The organism is Streptomyces sp. NPDC058470, assembly GCF_042721055.1.
In the GTDB taxonomy this organism is placed as follows: Bacteria; Actinomycetota; Actinomycetes; order Streptomycetales; family Streptomycetaceae; genus Streptomyces.
In genome coordinates this window covers 64,772-81,851 of the sequence record NZ_JBHXMF010000043.1, presented here as the reverse complement: position 1 = coordinate 81,851, position 17,080 = coordinate 64,772, and the positions used below count along the sequence as shown (strand labels likewise).

Below are 17,080 nucleotides of genomic sequence, written 5' to 3'. Positions count from 1 at the left end.
GGCCTTAGCCATCACACCCCGCACAAAAGGGCGGGGCCCCCGAAACCGGGGGCCCCGCCCTGAACGCCGCCGACGCCTAAGGCGTACCGCAGGCCGTCAGTTGTCGTCCTCGTCGATGAGGAACCCGCGCATCGGCGAGGGAGCCTGCTGCATCGGCGAAGGCCCCTGCGGCCGCACCGGCGCCATCGGCTGAGTCATCGCCGGAGTCATCTGCTGCTGCCCACCGTAGGACGGCGGAGCCGGAGCCGGACCGCCCATCTGCCCACCGTAGGACGGCGCACTCGCGCCGGCCGGAGCCATCGAGGGCGCGGAAGGCGACGGCAGCGACGCAGTCGCCGGAACCCGCGGCGGAGCCAGCGAGTCATCGGCCTGGGTCTCCAGCTGACGCAGCTGGGACTCGAGGTAGGACTTCAGCCGGGTCCGGTACTCACGCTCGAAGCCGCGCAGATCCTCGACCTTGCGCTCCAGCGTGGCGCGGGCGGACTCCAGGGAGCCCATCGCGACGCGGTGCTTCTCCTGGGCGTCCCGCTCCAGCGCGTCGGCCTTGGCGCGCGCGTCGCGCTCCAGGCCCTCGGCACGGCTGCGGGCCTCGCCGACGATCTTGTTGGCTTCGGAACGGGCCTCGGCGATCGCCTGGTCGGCGGTCTGCTGGGCCAGCGAGAGCACACGGGCGGCACTGTCGCCGCCGGGGCCCTGACCGGGCTGCGGCATCTGCGGACCGTGACCGCCCATGGGGCCGCCCATCGGGCCACCCATGGGACCGCCCATCGGGCCACCCATCTGCTGCTGCATCTGCGGCTGCATCTGGCCGGGCATCTGCTGCATCTGCTGGCCGGGACCCTGACCCATCGGGCCCTGTCCCATGGGTCCCTGTCCCATCGGACCCTGGCCCATGGGCCCCTGTCCCATCGGACCCTGACCCTGCGGACCACCCTGGCCACTGGGGCCGGCCGGCAGCTGCGGCGCACCGCTGGGCAGCTGGGGCGGGCCGCCCATGGGGCCGCCCATCTGCTGCTGCGGCGGGCCCGATATGCCGGCGGGTACGGGGCCACCCGGGCCGCGCATGCCCTGCGGCGGACCCTGCTGCTGGTCCTGCTGTTCGGGCGGCTTACGCATGCCCTGCTGCTGGTTCTGCGCAGCCGCGCGCGTGGCCGCCGCCAGTTTGGCGCGCAGGTCCTCGTTCTCGCGGAGCAAGCGGGTCAGTTCGGCTTCGACCTCATCGAGGAAGGCATCGACCTCGTCCTCGTCATAGCCTTCTCGGAGGCGGACGGTCGTGAACTGCTTGTTCCGCACGTCCTCGGGGGTCAACGGCATCTCTTCACCTCAACGTAGTCGTCAGCATTCGGCAAGACCGTATCGTTCACACCAACACCGACCTGACGACGGTGATCAGGATGTACACGATGATCATCAGTACGAAGAAGGACAGGTCGAGCGCCACGCCCCCGAGACGCAGCGGCGGAATGACCCGCCGCAGAAGCTTGAGCGGTGGATCAGTGACAGTGTAGGTGGCCTCCAGAACGACCACCATCGCCTTGCCGGGCTGCCATGAGCGGGCGAACTGGAAGACGTAGTCCATGACCAACCGGAAGATCAGCACGATGAGGAAACACATCAGCGCGATGTAGAGAACCTGCCCGACCACGCTCATGATCCGTGCTTCCCTCTCCCCTGTTTCCGTACGTTTCCGTACCTTGACTCCGGTCCTGCGTCTCAGCTCTGGTTGAAGAACCCGCCCTCTGCGATACGGGCCTTGTCCTCCGCCGTGACATCGACGTTAGCAGGCGACAACAGGAACACCTTCTGCGTCACCCGCTCGATGCTGCCGTGGAGACCAAACACCAAACCGGCTGCAAAGTCGACAAGTCGCTTCGCATCTGTGTCATCCATCTCAGTCAGATTCATGATCACCGGGGTGCCCTCACGGAAGTGTTCCCCGATGGTACGGGCCTCGTTGTAGGTCCGGGGGTGCAATGTGGTGATCCGGTACGGCTCCCGCTCGGACACGACCTTGGGCATGATCACCGGGGCGTTCTTCTCCATGCTTTGACGTTCTTGTGTGATAGACGCCACGGGGGCGATTCGCGCAGGACGCCCGGATTCCGCGGTCAGCGAAGAGGAATGCGGCATCGAGTCGCGCTGCACCGGAGGCTGCACCACTCGTACCGATTCGTCCCGTTGGGACTGATGTGCCTGGTGTGACTGGTGCGGCGGTTCGTGCCGCCGACGGTCCCGCTCGGGCTCCGGGTCAAGCTCGGGCTCGAAGTCGTCATCGGGGTCGAAGCCCCTGCCGTCGTACCCATCGTCCTCCACGAGGCCGAGGTAGACCGCCATCTTGCGCATCGCGCCGGCCATGCTCTGAGTCCTCCGCTCTGTGGTGGATCGGCTGACGAGTTGCCAAGTGCCCGCGATCCACGAGGTCGTTATGCCCGCCCATCGGCGGTAATGACCATATTTTCTGCTGTGGTCCGACTTCTTGGCGACGTTACCCGAGCCTGGGTCGGACTCCGAGTACCGCAGTACCGACGCGTACATGTGTCGCTCCGGCCGCCACGGCTTGTTCGAGGTCCGTACTCATACCTGCCGAGACCATGTTCGCAGCCGGATGGGCACGGCGCATAGCAGTCGACAAATCCATCAGCCGCTCGAACGCCGCCTGTTGGCGTCCGGCATAGGGTCCGGTGAGCGGCGCCACGGTCATCAGCCCGTCGAGACGGAGCCCCGGGGCCGCGGCGACCAGATCGCCCAACTCCCCGATTCCACTGACCCCTACGCCTCCCCGCTCCCCCCGGCCGCCCTCCTCCGCGTCCAGCGCGACCTGAATGAGACATCCCACCTCGCGCTCCACCCGCACCGCCTCCTTCGACAGTGCGGTGACGAGCTTGGCACGATCGACGGACTGCACGAGATCCGCGTAACCGAGCACGGATCGCACCTTGTTGGTCTGCAACTGACCGACAAAATGCCAGGAGAGCGGCAGATCAGAACATTCCGCCGCTTTGGGTGCCGCGTCCTGATTCCGGTTCTCGGCGACGTGACGCACACCGAGTTCGGACAGGATCCGCACATCACTGGCCGGGTACGTCTTGGTGACCACGATCAGGGTCACCTCCGCACGCTTGCGCCCGGCGGCCGCGCACGCCGCCATGATGCGATTCTCCACTTGCGCCAGATTTCCGGCGAGTTGATCCCTGCGGTCCGTCATGTCCTATCAGTCCAGCCAGACATAACCCGCGAGCCGCCCGGTGGTGCGGTCTCGACGGTAGGAGAAGTGGTCCGCCGATTCGAGCGTGCACACCGGCGACTGCTCCCGGTCACGCACCCCGAGCCGTTCAAGCTGCGCGTGCACTCCCGCGGTCACATCCACCGCCGGCGTGCCCCAACCGGTCTCGGCGTATGCCGCGGGTTCGACGGCCGCGACCTCGGCTCGCATCGCGTCCGGCACTTCGTAGCACCGGCCGCAGACGGCGGGTCCGGTGCGGGCGACGATCCGGGACGGCTCGGCGCCGAGTTCCACCATGGCCCGTACGGCAGCGGGGACGACGCCCGCGACCATGCCCGGCCGTCCCGCGTGAGCCGCGGCGACAACTCCGGCGACGGGGTCGGCGAGCAGTACGGGCGTGCAGTCGGCGGTGAGCACGGCGAGGGCGAGTCCCCGGCGCGCTGTGACGATCGCATCGACGGACGGAATCTCCGCAGCGAGCCACGGCCCGTCGACCACCGCCACGTCCGGCCCGTGCACCTGGTTCATCCAGACGACCCGGGCCGGGTCAAGGCCCAGTGACTTGGCGGCCAGTTCACGATTGGTCCGTACGGTGTCGGCGTCGTCGCCGACCGCTCCGCCGAGGTTGAGCTCCTCGTACGGAACGGCGCTCACCCCGCCCCACCTGTCGGTGAAGGCGAAGTGCGCGCCGCTCACTGTGCTCGTTCCGGAGCGCTGTCCTATCACTTCAGGAAGTCCGGCACGTCCAGCTCCTCGGCCGCGCTGTCCGAGTACGAGCGGGACGGCGGGACCGGCGGCGAGACCGGGATCTCGTTCACCGGCTCCGGCGCAGGCGCCGACGTCTCCTTCGGCGTGACGCTGCCGAGCGAGCCGAAGGACGGACGGCTGTCGGAGGACCGCACCGGAGTGGGCTCCTCGCGCTTGGCCGAGGACGAGCCGAGGATGTTGTCCCGCTTGGTCGGCGGCTGGCCTCCGTCGAAGCCGGCGGCGATGACGGTGACCCGCACCTCGTCGCCGAGCGCGTCGTCGATGACCGCACCGAAGATGATGTTGGCCTCGGGGTGCGCGGCCTCGCTCACCAGCTGGGCGGCCTCGTTGATCTCGAAGAGACCGAGGTCGGAGCCGCCGGAGATGGAGAGCAGCACGCCGCGGGCACCGTCGATGGAGGCTTCCAGGAGCGGCGAGGAGATCGCCATCTCGGCAGCCGCCACCGCGCGGTCGTCGCCGCGGGCCGAGCCGATCCCCATGAGGGCCGAACCGGCCTCGGACATCACGGACTTGACGTCGGCGAAGTCGAGGTTGATCAGACCGGGGGTGGTGATGAGATCGGTGATGCCCTGAACACCGGACAACAGGACCTGGTCCGCCGACTTGAAGGCGTCGAGGACCGAGACCTGACGGTCCGAGATGGACAGCAGCCGGTCGTTCGGGATGACGATGAGGGTGTCGACCTCTTCACGGAGTTCGGCGATGCCGTCCTCCGCCTGGTTGGCCCGGCGCCGCCCCTCGAAGGTGAACGGGCGTGTGACCACGCCGATGGTGAGGGCGCCGAGCGAGCGTGCGATGTTGGCGACGACGGGTGCGCCGCCGGTGCCTGTGCCACCGCCCTCGCCGGCCGTCACGAAGACCATGTCGGCCCCCTTGAGGACCTCCTCGATCTCCTCGCGGTGGTCCTCGGCCGCCTTGCGGCCGACGGCCGGGTTGGCTCCGGCGCCGAGTCCGCGGGTGAGTTCCCGGCCGACGTCGAGCTTGACGTCGGCGTCGCTCATCAACAGAGCTTGCGCGTCGGTGTTGATGGCGATGAACTCGACGCCCTTGAGACCGACCTCGATCATCCGGTTGATGGCATTGACACCACCGCCGCCGACACCGATGACTTTGATGACTGCGAGGTAGTTCTGCGGTGCTGCCACGTCGAAGGCCTCTCGCCTCGAGTTACGTGTCGTCGCCTCGCATGTTCGCGATCCGACGACTGATGCCGAATGGGACGGTCCGAACGCCGACCCGAACCCTAACGTTGAAGTTTAGGGTTACCAGTGTGTCTGTTCCTTGGACTCTTCCGAACAGGACACTAAGTCGACAAGTGGCGCACGTTCAACGAACACGCCGAACCTCCCGTTTTTCTTTTCACCCTATGTGATCAGCCGTAGCAGTGCCCAACCAGGGTGCTGGCCTGCGCAGATGTACGTCAACTCGCTGATGACGCAGGGGCGGTGGGGACACTTACGTCGAAGTGCCGCGCCTCTGGAGCCGCTTTCATGAGAGCGGTGAGCGTACGGGCCTTCGCCGCGCCCTTCTCGCCGCTCCCCCACTCGACGGTCCGGCCGCCCTTCAACTCCAGCGAGATGGAGTCGTACGAGCCAACCTTGACGACCTCGGTGTCACCGGCGACGGCGGCCGGAATGTCACCGGCGACCGTCACAGCCTCGCGCACCAGCCGGTCGGTCCCGAAGCGACGCAGGCCCGCCGACTGAGAAACCGTCAATTCCAGTACGGGCACGCTCTTCGGAGCATCAGAAACCGTCGCGAATCGCACACCCTTGGCGTCCACTTCGACGAACTTTCCGCCCTTTTCTTCAATCAGGACCGGAGTGCGCTCGGTCACTTTCAGTCCGATTCCATGCGGCCAGGAACGGACGACATCAACCGAGTCAATTCGGGGCAATTTCCGCAGGAGTCGTTCCTCAATGGCGTCGGTGTCGATGGAAACCAGCGGCGATCCGACCGGAACTTCGGCCGCTTCTCGCACCTGCTGATCCGTCAGCAACCGCATCCCGGAGGCCGATACGCGCTCCACGCGCAGCCACTTCGAGCCGTAGAGGAGCCACACGGAAGCGGCAGCGAGCAACACCGCGGCGAGCAAAAGGATGATGAACGTACGAGGCCGGGGCAGCCTCCCGATACGGGGCCGCCGGGGCGGGCCGGACTCCACCTTCTGCCGTTCACCGCGCTCGGCGGTCGTCGGTCCGGCCACGCTCCCTGCCTTCCCTCATACGTCCCTAGGGTCTGTCCGCCGGACAGACCCTAGCGGTGGCGCGAGGCGATCGCCTCGTACACCATGCCGACGAGCAGGTCGTCGGCGTCCCGACGGCCGAACTCACTGGCGGCGCGGGACATCTCGTACAGCCGGTGCGGGTCGCCGAGCACGGGCAGGACGTTGCCCTGGATCCACTCGGGCGTCAGTTCCGCGTCGTCGACAAGCAGTCCGCCGCCGGCCTTGACCACCGGCTGGGCGTTCAGCCGCTGTTCGCCGTTGCCGATGGGCAGCGGGACATAGGCGGCGGGGAGCCCGACGGCGGAGAGTTCGGCGACGGTCATGGCGCCCGCGCGGCAGAGCATCATGTCGGCCGCGGCGTACGCGAGGTCCATCCGGTCCACGTACGGTACCGGGATGTACGGAGGCATTCCCGGCATCTGGTGTACCTGCGGCAGTTCGTTCTTCGGGCCGACCGCGTGCAGGATCTGGATACCGGCCTGCTGGAGGTAGGGAGCGACCCGCTCGATGACCTCGTTCAGGTGGCGGGCGCCCTGGGAGCCGCCCGAGACGAGCAGGGTCGGCAGCGCGGGGTCGAGGCCGAAGTAGGCGCGGGCCTCCGGGCGTACGGCGGCCCGGTCGAGGGTGGCGATGGAGCGGCGCAGCGGGATGCCGATGTAGCGGGCGCCGCGGAGCTTGCTGTCCGGAGTGGAGACGGCGACCTGGGCGGCGTACCGCGACCCGATCTTGTTGGCCAGGCCGGGCCTGGCGTTGGCCTCGTGGATGACGATCGGCACGCCGAGGCGCTTGGCCGCGAGGTAGCCGGGCAGGGCGACGTAGCCGCCGAAGCCGACGACCGCGTCCGCCTTGGTGCGCTCCAGGATCTGCTCGGTCGCCTTGATGGTGCCGCGCAGCCGCCCCGGGACGGTGATCAGCTCGGGGGTGGGTTTGCGCGGCAGCGGGACGGCGGGGATCAGCGCGAGGTCGTAACCCCGCTCGGGTACGAGTCGGGTCTCAAGGCCGCGCTCCGTGCCCAGTGCCGTGATTCCCACGGTCGGGTCCTGCCTGCGCAGGGCGTCCGCGAGGGCGAGCGCGGGCTCGATGTGGCCGGCGGTCCCCCCGCCGGCGAGTACGACATGCACCGAAATTCACCGCTCTCCGGACGAACGCGCCGCCGAGGCACGCCGTCGCATTGTGTTCCATCTCCGAGGCCCCGCGTCTTCCCCCGCGGAGCCTCTCACCGCAGCCCGCTTTCTGCCAAAGCGGGGTTGCCGCATCGCGAGCGCCGCCCGCGCCGCGGGGTCCTCGCGGGCGAAGGCGATCAGCAGTCCGATGGCGAACATGGTCGGCAGCAGGGCGGAACCCCCGTAGGAGAACAGCGGGAGCGGGACACCGGCGATCGGCAGCAGACCGAGCACCGCACCTACGTTGATCACGGCCTGGGCCGTGATCCAGGTGGTCACGCCTCCCGCGGCATACCTCACGAAGGGGTCCTCCGTGCGTCCGGCCACGCGGATACCCGCATAGCCTAGAGCCGCGAAGAGGGCGAGCACCGACAGCGTCCCCGCGAGGCCCAGTTCCTCCCCGGTGACGGCGAAGATGAAGTCCGTGTGCGCTTCGGGCAGTTGGCCCCATTTTTCCACACTGGCGCCGAGGCCGGAGCCGAAGAGCCCGCCGGAGGCGAGCGCGTAGATACCGTGCACCGCCTGCCAGCACTGGTCGTTCGGGCCGGGGTCGGTGGCGCCGATGCAGGCGAGGCGGGCCATCCGGTTCGGGCTGGTCTTGATGAGGATGAACCCGAGCGTCAGGGCGATGGACAGCACGCCCCCGAACAGTCGCGTCGGCGCCCCGGCCAGCCACAACAGCCCGAAGAGGATGGCGGTGAGGATGATCGCCGTCCCCATGTCGCCGCCGAGCATGATCAGCCCGAGCAGCATGAAGGCCACCGGAACCAGCGGCACCAGCATGTGCTTCCACTGAGCGAGCAGCCGCTTGTCCTGTTTGCGCGCGAGCAGGTCGGCGCCCCAGAGCACGAGGGCGAGCTTGCCGAACTCGCTCGGCTGAAGCTGGAAGGGGCCGCCTACGGAGATCCAGTTCTGGTTGCCGTTGACCGCCACTCCTATCCCCGGCACCTGCACCAGGATCATCAGGAAGACGGACCCCGCCAGTATCGGATAGGCCAGCGCCCGGTGCAGCCGCACCGGCATCCGCGAGGCGACGAGCATCAGCACGCCCCCGATACAGGCGGCCAGGAACTGTTTGCGGAAGAAGTACGACCCCGGCAGCGACAGCTGCAACGCCGTGATCTGCGAGGCCGAGTAGACCATCACCAGACCGAGCACGGTGATCAGCAGACTGCCGCCGAGGATCAGGTAGTACGCGGTCAGCGGTCGGTCCCAGGCTTTGCGGACGCGTACGTAGAGGGTGAGCAACGGGTTCTCGCGCGTTGAGCGGGCGGCGACGGGCCGCTTCGGGGCTCGCTGGACCGGCGGCCTGCCGGTGCGACTGCTGGGCATCACCGGCTCCCGTCGTCGCTGCGGGAGGGCGTGACGCCGGGGAGCTCCCCCGGCTTTTCGGGCACAAGGGGTCGGTCGGGCTGGAACAGCGCCGTGCCACCGGCGGAAAGCCGCCGACGAAGCACCGGCCACGATGGCGTCACGCGTCGCTCCCAAGGGTCCCGGGCGCCCGGGCCGGCGGCTTCGGACCCGCCGTCAGGCGCCGACGGCGCCGAGTTCGCGAACCGCTTCCGCGAAAGCGTCACCGCGCTTGTTGTAGTTGGCGAACATATCCATGGAGGCGCAAGCAGGCGCCAGCAGCACCGTGTCGCCCGCCTGAGCGAGCCCCCGCGCCTCCTGAACCGCCGCGCGCATCGCCCCAGTGTCGGTCCGGTCGAGGTCGACCACCGGTACTTCCGGCGCGTGTCGCGCGAGCGCTTCCCGGATGAGGGCGCGGTCGGCGCCGATCAGCACGGCACCCCGCAGTCGCTTTGCCGACTTGGCGACCAGTTCGTCGAAGGTCGCGCCCTTGGCGAGCCCGCCCGCGATCCACACGATCGGCTCGTAGGCGGCCAAGGAGGCTTCCGCCGCATGGGTGTTGGTGGCCTTGGAGTCGTCGATGTAGGCGACCCCGTCCACGTCGGCGACGTGCGCGATGCGGTGGGCGTCCGGCCGGAAGGCCCGCAGACCGTCCCGTACGGCCGTGGGGGGCACCCCGAAGGCGCGTGCCAGGGCCGCCGCCGCGAGCGCGTTGGCGATGTTGTGCGGGGCGGGCGGATTGACGTCCGACACCTCCGCGAGCTCCTGGGCGTTCTTCTGCCGGTTGTCGACAAAGGCACGGTCGACCAGGATGCCGTCCACGACGCCGAGTTGGGAGGGCCCGGGCGCGGCGAGAGTGAACCCGATCGCCCGGCAGCCCTCCTCGACGTCCGCCTCGCGGACCAGTTCCTCGGTGGCCTTGTCGGCCACGTTGTAGACGCAGGCGACCCGATTGCCTTCGTAGATACGGCCCTTGTCGGCGGCGTACGCCTCCATGGAGCCGTGCCAGTCGAGGTGGTCGGGCGCCAGGTTCAGTACGGCGGCGGAGTGGGCGCGCAGGGAGGGCGCCCAGTGCAGCTGGTAGCTCGACAGCTCCACGGCGAGAACGTCGTACGTCTCCTCGCCGAGGACCGCGTCGAGGAGCGAGACCCCGATGTTGCCGACGGCCGCCGTACGCAGCCCTGCCGCCTTCAGGATCGAGGCGAGCATCTGGACGGTGGTGGTCTTGCCGTTGGTGCCGGTGACGGCGAGCCAGGGCGCCGCATCCGGGCCCCTGAGCCGCCAGGCCAGCTCCACGTCGCCCCAGACCGGGACGCCGGCCTCGGCGGCCGCGGCGAACAGCGGCTTGTCCGGCTTCCAGCCGGGCGCGGTGACGATGAGGTCGGTGCCCTCCGGCAGGGTGGCGCCGTCACCGAGGCGCACGGTGATACCGAGCGCCTCCAGGTCCGCGGCCTGGTCCCGGGAGCGCTCGTCGTCGCCGTCGTTGACGACCGTGACGACCGCGCCGAGGCCGTGCAGCACACGGGCCGCCGGGATCCCGGAGACGCCGAGCCCCGCGACGGTGACGTTCCTGCCCTGCCAGTTGGTCACTTCTTGGCTGCCCATCCTGCGTAGAAGAGGCCGAGACCGACGATCACGCACATGCCCTGGATGATCCAGAAGCGGACCACGACAAGGACTTCGGACCACCCCTTTAGTTCGAAGTGGTGCTGGAGTGGCGCCATGCGGAAGACGCGTTTGCCGGTCATCTTGAAGGAGCCGACCTGGATGACCACCGACATGGTGATGAGGACGAAGAGGCCGCCGAGCAGGGCGACCAGAATCTCCGTGCGGGAGCAGATCGCGAGGCCGGCGAGCGCGCCGCCGAGGGCCAGCGAACCGGTGTCACCCATGAAGATCTTGGCCGGCGAGGTGTTCCACCACAGGAAGCCGAAGCAGGCGCCCATGAGGGCGGAGGCGACGACCGCGAGGTCCAGTGGGTCTCGTACCTCGTAGCAGGCGGCCGGGTTGGTGAGGGTCTGCGCGTTGGCGCAGGACTCCTGGAACTGCCAGACACCGATGAAGGTGTAGGCACCGAACACCATCGTCGCGGCGCCGGTGGCGAGGCCGTCCAGACCGTCCGTCAGGTTCACGCCGTTCGACATGGCCAGGATCATGAACAGCGCCCAGACCACGAACAGCACCGGCCCGATGGACCAGCCGAAGTCCTGGACGAAGGAGAGTTTCGTGGAGGCCGGGGTGTTGCCGCGGTTGTCGGCGAACTGAAGGGCCAGGACCGCGAAGGCGATACCGACGGTCAGCTGTCCGGCCATCTTCGCCTTGGCCCGCAGACCGAGCGAACGCCGCTTGACGATCTTGATGTAGTCGTCCAGGAAGCCGACCAGGCCCATGCCCGCCATCAGGCCGAGCACCAGCAGTCCGGAGAAGGTCGGCGGCTTGCCGGTGATCACCTTGCTCAGGAAGTACGCGATGATCGTCGCCAGGATGAAGGCGATACCACCCATGGTCGGGGTACCGCGCTTGGCGTGGTGCTCGCGCGGGCCGTCGTCGCGGATGTACTGGCCGTAGCCCTTCCTGGCCAGCAGCTTGATCAGCAACGGTGTGCCGATCAGCGTCAGGAAGAGACCGATGACGCCCGAGAACAGAATCTGATTCATCATCAGACGGCAACCTCGCCCTCAACGCCGCTGTCGAGCAGCGCGAGCGCCACCCGTTCGAGCCCGACCGACCGGGACGCCTTCACAAGCACGACGTCCCCCGGGCGCAGTTCACTGCGCAACAGGTCGACAGCCGCCTGTGCGTCGGACACGTGCACCGACTCCTCACCCCACGAACCCTCGTTATATGCGCCCAGTTGGAGCCAGGACGCTTCCCTGCCCCCGACCGCGACGAGCTTGCTGACGTTGAGTCGGACGGCGAGCCGCCCGATCGCGTCGTGCTCGGCGAGCGCCTCGTCCCCGAGCTCGGCCATCTGACCGAGCACCGCCCACGTACGACGCCCTCTGCCCATGGCCACGAGCGCGCGCAGGGCGGCTCGCATGGACTCGGGGTTCGCGTTGTAGGCGTCGTTGACGACCGTCACGCCGTCCGGGCGCTCGGTGACCTCCATCCGCCAGCGGGAGAGGGAGCCCGCCTCGGAGAGCGCACCTGCGATCTCGTCTGCGGACAAGCCCAGCTCATGGGCGACGGCGGCCGCGGCGAGCGCGTTCGACACGTGATGCTCACCGTACAGGCGCATGGTCACGTCACTGCACCCGGAGGGTGTGCGAAGGCTGAAGGAAGGCTGTCCGCTCTCCGTGAGACGGACGTTCTCGGCGCGTACGTCCGCTTCGTCGGACTCTCCGAAGAGGATCACGCGTGCCTTCGTACGGGATGCCATGGCCCGTACGAGGGGATCGTCGGCGTTGAGGATCGCCGCGCCGTCCTCGGGAAGGCCCTCGACCAACTCGCCCTTCGCCTGCGCGATCTGCTCGCGGCCGCCGAACTCGCCGATGTGGGCGGTGCCGACGTTGAGGACGAGGCCGATCCTCGGCGGGGTGAGGTTCGCGAGGTACCGGATGTGGCCGATGCCACGGGCGCCCATCTCCAGGACCAGGAACCTGGTCTCCTCGGTGGCGCTGAGCGCGGTGAGCGGCAGCCCGATCTCGTTGTTGAACGAGCCCGGCGTGAAGACCGTCGGCGCCTTGCTGCGCAGTACCTGCGCGATGAGGTCCTTGGTACTGGTCTTGCCGGCCGAACCGGTCAGCGCCACGAGGGTCGCGCCGAGCCGTTCGACGACATGGCGCGCGAGGGCGCCAAGGGCCGTCTGTACGTCCGCCACGACGATCGCGGGGACGCCGACGGGCCGGGAGGCCAGCACGGCGACCGCGCCCGCGTCGACGACCACCTGGGCGAAGTCGTGGCCGTCCACGCGTTCGCCCACGAAGGCGGCGAACAGGCTGCCGTCCTTCACCTGGCGGGAGTCGATGACGACGGGTCCGGTGACCTGTACCGCCGGATCCGGTATGTCGTACGTCTGCCCGCCGACGACTGCTGCGATCTCGGCGAGAGAGAGGGCGATCACAAGTTCATCCCTGGGTCTTCTGGATAGCTTCGCGAAGCACCTGGCGGTCGTCGAAGGGACGCACCACCCCGGCGATGTCCTGGCCCTGCTCGTGGCCCTTTCCCGCGACCAGCACGGTGTCGCCCGGCTGTGCGCGGGCGACAGCGGCCGCGATGGCCGCAGCCCGGTCCTCGAAGACCTGGACCTCGCCGCGCTCGTGCGCCGGCACCTCGGCGGCCCCCGCGAGCATCGTGGCGAGGATCGCGAGGGGGTCCTCGGAGCGGGGGTTGTCGGAGGTCAGTACGGCGGTGTCGGCGAACCGGGCGACGGCGGCACCCATGGGCTTGCGCTTGGTCTTGTCGCGGTCGCCGCCGCAGCCGAGCACCACGTGCAGTTGACCGGTCGTCACCTTGCGCAGCGCGCGCAGGACAGATTCGACTGCATCCGTCTTGTGCGCGTAGTCGACCACCGCCAGATAGGGCTGGCCCGCGTCCACCCGCTCCAGGCGGCCCGGAACGCCCGGCACGGCCGCGATGCCGTCGGCGGCGGTCTGCGGGTCGAGCCCGGCCGCGGCGAGGGACACGAGCGCGGCGAGCGTGTTCGCCACGTTGAAGGTGCCCGCGAGCGGCGACCTGGCGTTGATCCGCTCGCCCTTGGGGCCGACCGCGGTGAACGTCGAGTCCATGGGGCCGACTTCGACGGACTGGGCGCGCCAGTCGGCGTCGGGGTGGCCCTCGGAGGAGAAGGTGACAACCGGGACGGTGGCCTCCTTGGCCAGCCTGCGCCCGTACTCGTCGTCGAGATTGACCACGCCGAGCCTGCTGCGTTTCGGCGTGAACAACTGGGCCTTGGCCTGGAAGTAGTCCTCCATGCCGGAGTGGAACTCCATGTGTTCCCGGCTGAGGTTGTTGAAGACGGCGATGTCGAAGATGCAGGCGTCGACCCGGCCGAGGACCAGCGCGTGGCTGGAAACCTCCATGGCGACCGCCTCGACGCCGCGTTCCCGCATCACCGCGAACAGCGCCTGGAGGTCGGTGGCTTCGGGCGTCGTGCGCTCCGACTTGATGCGCTCGTCGCCGATCCGCATCTCGACGGTGCCGATCAGACCGGTGCTGTGGACCGTCCTCAGACCGCCCTCGACGAGATACGCCGTGGTGGTCTTGCCGGAGGTGCCGGTGATGCCGATCTGGAGCAGGTCGGGCCCGGGGTGACCGTAGATGGTGGCCGCCAGCTCGCCCATCTGCCCGCGCGGGTTGTCGACGACGAGGACCGGCAGGCCGGTGGCCGCGGCACGTTCGGCGCCCGTCGGATCGGTCAGCACGGCGACGGCGCCGAGGGCGGCTGCCTGCGTCACGAAGTCGGCGCCGTGCAGGCGGGCGCCCGGCAGTGCGGCGTACAGGTCGCCGGGGCGCACGGCGCGGGAGTCGTGGGTGATGCCCGTGACCTGCACGGCGGCGCTCTGTGGCTGCTTGGCACCCAGCTGATCGGCGAGTTCCTCCAGGGGTGTGGCGGAGATCTGCACCGGTCGCGGCGGCCCCGGATATGTCACAGGGACGCCCTTCTGGGTGGTTTGGGACTGATCAGCGTCTGGCACGGCGGTGAGCGTACCGGGCGCACCCCCGCCGGAGCGAAGTGAGGGCGTGGACGGGCCGGGCGGCGGGGTGTGCGGCACGGCGTGGTTCCCGGGATCGGGGGTGATCGTTGTCACGAGCGGTTCCTGGCTGTTTCCGTGCTGATCAGGGCGTGAAGGTCACGGGGAGATTCGCGGCCTTGGCCCCGGTGGGCGGTACCTGAAGCGTCTTCAGGGCGAACTCCATCACCTCCTTGTAGATGGGCCCGCAGATCTGGCCGCCGAAGTAGCTGCCCTTGGTGGCGTTCTGGATCGCGCAGTACACCGTGATACGCGGGTTGTCGGCGGGGGCGAACCCGGCGAACGACGAGGTGTAGCCGTTGTACCTGCCGGTGGCCGGATCCACGCGGTTGGCCGTGCCCGTCTTGCCCGCCACCCGGTAGCCGGGAATGCGCGCCTTGGTGCCGGTGCCCTGCTCGTCGTCCACGACGGACTCCAGCATCTGGGCGAGGGTCTTCGCCGTCTTCTCGCTGACGACCCTGCTCTTCTTGGGCTCGGGGGCGGGCGTGAAGCGGCCGTCGGCCCCCTTCGTACCGCGCACCAGCGTCGGTTCGACGCGTACGCCGCCGTTGGCGATCGTCGAGTAGACGGACGCCGCCTGCAACGCGGTGAGCGACACGCCCTGGCCGAAAGGAATCGTGTACTGCTGCGAGGTCGACCAGTCCTCGGGGGCCGCGAGGATGCCCTTCGTCTCGCCGGGGAAACCCAGTCCGGTGTAGCTGCCGATGCCGAACTTGCGCAGATACGAGTAGAGGACCTGGTTGGCCTCCTGCTGCGTCTTGCCGAGCTCACCGGCCGCCAGGATGGTCCCGATGTTGCTGGACTTGGCGAGGACGCCGTTGAGCGTCAGGTTCCAGGTCGGGTGGTCGATGTCGTCCTGGAAGAGCCGGTCGCCGCGCTGCAGCCGGTTGGGCACGACCACATGCGTCTCGGGTGTGGCCACCTTCTCCTCCAGCACGGCGGCCATCGACATGACCTTGGCGGTGGAACCGGGCTCGTACGCGTCCTGGACGGCCCCGTTGCCCAGCGCCGCCGGGTCGGCCTGGGAGAGGTCGTTCGGGTCGAAGCCGGGCGAGTTGGCCATGGCGAGGATCTCGCCGGTCTGCGTGTCCTGCACTATCACGTACCCGCTGTCCGCCCTGGACTCCTTCACCTGCTCGGTGATGGCGTTCTGCGCGGCCCACTGGATGTCACGGTCGATGGTCAGCTCGAAGTCGGAGCCGGCCACGGCGGGCGTCTCGGTGGAACCCGCGGTGGGGACCTGGAGGCCGCCGGACTGGGCGTAGCGGATCTTCCCGTCCTTGCCCGCCAGTTCCTTGTTCAGTTCCTGTTCGAGCCCGCCGCCGCCCTTGCCGTCGGCGTTGACCCAGCCCAGTATCCCGGCGGCGAGATCCCCGTTCGGGTACACGCGCTTGCTGGCGGGGACCGCGACGATGCCCCCGAGGACGTTGACCGTGCTCTTGTCGGTCTCGGCCTTGGCCGCGAGCGTGTTCCTCAGGTCCTTGATCTGCGTCCAGACCTGCGGGGTCTGGCGGTTCGCGAGCAGGGTGTAGCGGGTGTTCTTCGTCTTCAGCTTCCTGGTGACCGTCTCCACGTCCTGGCCGAGGATCGGGGCGAGCAGCGCGGCGGCCTGCTCGGGCGCGTCCGTCGTCTTCGTGGCCTCCTCGGTGAACAACGTGGGGTCGGCCGTGATGTCGTACGCGTCCACGCTGGTCGCCAGCTCGACCCCGTTGCGGTCCGTGATCCCACCGCGCTCGGCGGCGAGCGTGCGCCCGACGTACCGGTTCTGCTCGGCCTTGGCGACATACGTGCTCGCGTCCACGGCCTGCACCTGGAGCAACCGTACGACGAACGCGATCATCACCAGCGTCAGCGCGAGGCTGACCATGCGGAGCCGGGGGCGCGGGCTGCCGAGCCGAATGGCACGGGGGCCGGCGGGCCTCGCCGCGCCCGGGCGGCGTGCGGGGCGGGCGCCGGGTCCCGGACGCTGTCGGCCCTCGGGACGTACGGGCCTGGCGGGGCCGGGCACTCGGCGGCGCGGCGGTTCCCTGTCGGACACTTCCGTCACCTGCCGGGTGTTGTGGGGGTCTGCGCGGACGGGATGGCCGCCGACGGCTGCGCGGAGGCGGGAACCGTGGACGGCGTCAGGGTGGGGAGCACGGTCGGAGTCGGGGGCACTGTCGGAGTCGGCGTCGGGCTCGGGCTCGGGCTCGGTGCGGGGGCGAGAACCTCCGGCGGACGCACCGCCGGGTTGCGTGCCGAGGACTGCTCGGCCGCTCCGGGGACGCCCTTGACGGTGCCGTCCGGGTTGAGGAACGCCGGGTCGCCGCCGGGGACCATGCCCAGTTCGCGGGCGCGGCGCTGGAGGGCGTCGGGGGCGGCGTAGGCGTCCACGTCCCGCTGGAGCGCCTGCTCCTCGTCGGTGAGGCTCTTGGTGTCCATCTGCAGGTCGTCGAGCTGGAACGAACCCGCGCTGAGCGCGGAGTTCAGCACGAGGAGGCCGATGAGACCGCCGCCGAGCAGCAGGACGACCAGCAGGACGAAGGGGGTACGGGCGGCTGTCCCGGCACCGGCCGGGAGGAGCCGGGCGAGCCGAGCCGCTCGTCCTCTCAGTTCGGGTTTCCTACTCACACACCCTCCCTGCGGATTCGGTTCTCCAGCTCACGGTCGCTCCGCG

At 69.2% G+C, this 17,080-nt stretch carries 15 protein-coding genes; all 15 read right to left on the bottom strand.

Going from position 1 to position 17,080, the window contains the following annotated elements:
• Positions 1 to 96 precede the first annotated feature (96 nt).
• Positions 97 to 1,314 (bottom strand): DivIVA domain-containing protein, encoded by a 1,218-nt coding sequence (locus ACFWP7_RS28635; RefSeq protein WP_384386802.1) that lies wholly within the window; start codon positions 1,312 to 1,314, stop codon positions 97 to 99.
• Positions 1,315 to 1,360: 46 nt separating this feature from the next.
• The gene (locus ACFWP7_RS28630) at positions 1,361 to 1,651 is read right to left on the bottom strand and encodes a YggT family protein (RefSeq protein ID WP_384386799.1); all 291 of its coding nucleotides are present in this window, start codon (positions 1,649 to 1,651) and stop codon (positions 1,361 to 1,363) included.
• 62 nt (positions 1,652 to 1,713) lie between these two features.
• Complete coding sequence (locus ACFWP7_RS28625; RefSeq protein WP_384386796.1) at positions 1,714 to 2,355, bottom strand: cell division protein SepF; 642 nt, start codon at positions 2,353 to 2,355, stop codon at positions 1,714 to 1,716.
• Positions 2,356 to 2,485: 130 nt separating this feature from the next.
• Positions 2,486 to 3,205, bottom strand: a complete 720-nt coding sequence (locus ACFWP7_RS28620) for a YggS family pyridoxal phosphate-dependent enzyme (RefSeq protein ID WP_384386793.1) — start codon at positions 3,203 to 3,205, stop codon at positions 2,486 to 2,488.
• 6 nt (positions 3,206 to 3,211) lie between these two features.
• Positions 3,212 to 3,949, bottom strand: coding sequence for a peptidoglycan editing factor PgeF (gene pgeF / locus ACFWP7_RS28615; RefSeq protein ID WP_384386791.1), 738 nt, complete (start codon positions 3,947 to 3,949; stop codon positions 3,212 to 3,214).
• On the bottom strand, positions 3,946 to 5,136 hold the full coding sequence (ftsZ, locus tag ACFWP7_RS28610) for a cell division protein FtsZ (protein ID WP_365427548.1): 1,191 nt from the start codon (positions 5,134 to 5,136) through the stop codon (positions 3,946 to 3,948). The genes pgeF and ftsZ overlap by 4 nt, the downstream gene beginning before the upstream one ends.
• 275 nt (positions 5,137 to 5,411) lie before the next feature.
• Positions 5,412 to 6,197, bottom strand: a complete 786-nt coding sequence (locus ACFWP7_RS28605) for a cell division protein FtsQ/DivIB (protein WP_384386787.1) — start codon at positions 6,195 to 6,197, stop codon at positions 5,412 to 5,414.
• A gap of 50 nt (positions 6,198 to 6,247) precedes the next feature.
• A complete protein-coding gene (gene murG, locus ACFWP7_RS28600) occupies positions 6,248 to 7,339 on the bottom strand; it encodes an undecaprenyldiphospho-muramoylpentapeptide beta-N-acetylglucosaminyltransferase (protein WP_384386784.1) in 1,092 nt (363 codons plus the stop codon).
• A gap of 6 nt (positions 7,340 to 7,345) precedes the next feature.
• Positions 7,346 to 8,713, bottom strand: a complete 1,368-nt coding sequence (ftsW, locus tag ACFWP7_RS28595; RefSeq protein WP_384386781.1) for a putative lipid II flippase FtsW — start codon at positions 8,711 to 8,713, stop codon at positions 7,346 to 7,348.
• A gap of 195 nt (positions 8,714 to 8,908) precedes the next feature.
• Positions 8,909 to 10,336 carry a UDP-N-acetylmuramoyl-L-alanine--D-glutamate ligase gene (gene murD, locus ACFWP7_RS28590; protein ID WP_384386779.1) on the bottom strand — a complete coding sequence of 476 codons (1,428 nt, stop codon included), beginning with the start codon at positions 10,334 to 10,336 and terminating at the stop codon, positions 8,909 to 8,911.
• The gene (gene mraY, locus ACFWP7_RS28585) at positions 10,318 to 11,391 is read right to left on the bottom strand and encodes a phospho-N-acetylmuramoyl-pentapeptide-transferase (protein ID WP_384386776.1); all 1,074 of its coding nucleotides are present in this window, start codon (positions 11,389 to 11,391) and stop codon (positions 10,318 to 10,320) included. Before mraY ends, murD begins: the two co-directional genes overlap by 19 nt.
• Positions 11,391 to 12,794, bottom strand: coding sequence for a UDP-N-acetylmuramoyl-tripeptide--D-alanyl-D-alanine ligase (gene murF, locus ACFWP7_RS28580; RefSeq protein ID WP_384386773.1), 1,404 nt, complete (start codon positions 12,792 to 12,794; stop codon positions 11,391 to 11,393). Before murF ends, mraY begins: the two co-directional genes overlap by 1 nt.
• A gap of 4 nt (positions 12,795 to 12,798) precedes the next feature.
• On the bottom strand, positions 12,799 to 14,322 hold the full coding sequence (locus ACFWP7_RS28575; RefSeq protein WP_384386810.1) for a UDP-N-acetylmuramoyl-L-alanyl-D-glutamate--2,6-diaminopimelate ligase: 1,524 nt from the start codon (positions 14,320 to 14,322) through the stop codon (positions 12,799 to 12,801).
• A 187-nt stretch (positions 14,323 to 14,509) separates the two neighbouring features.
• Positions 14,510 to 16,462 (bottom strand): peptidoglycan D,D-transpeptidase FtsI family protein, encoded by a 1,953-nt coding sequence (locus ACFWP7_RS28570; RefSeq protein ID WP_384386770.1) that lies wholly within the window; start codon positions 16,460 to 16,462, stop codon positions 14,510 to 14,512.
• Positions 16,463 to 16,467: 5 nt separating this feature from the next.
• Positions 16,468 to 17,034, bottom strand: a complete 567-nt coding sequence (locus ACFWP7_RS28565; protein WP_384386766.1) for a hypothetical protein — start codon at positions 17,032 to 17,034, stop codon at positions 16,468 to 16,470.
• Between the last annotated feature and the right edge of the window lie 46 nt (positions 17,035 to 17,080).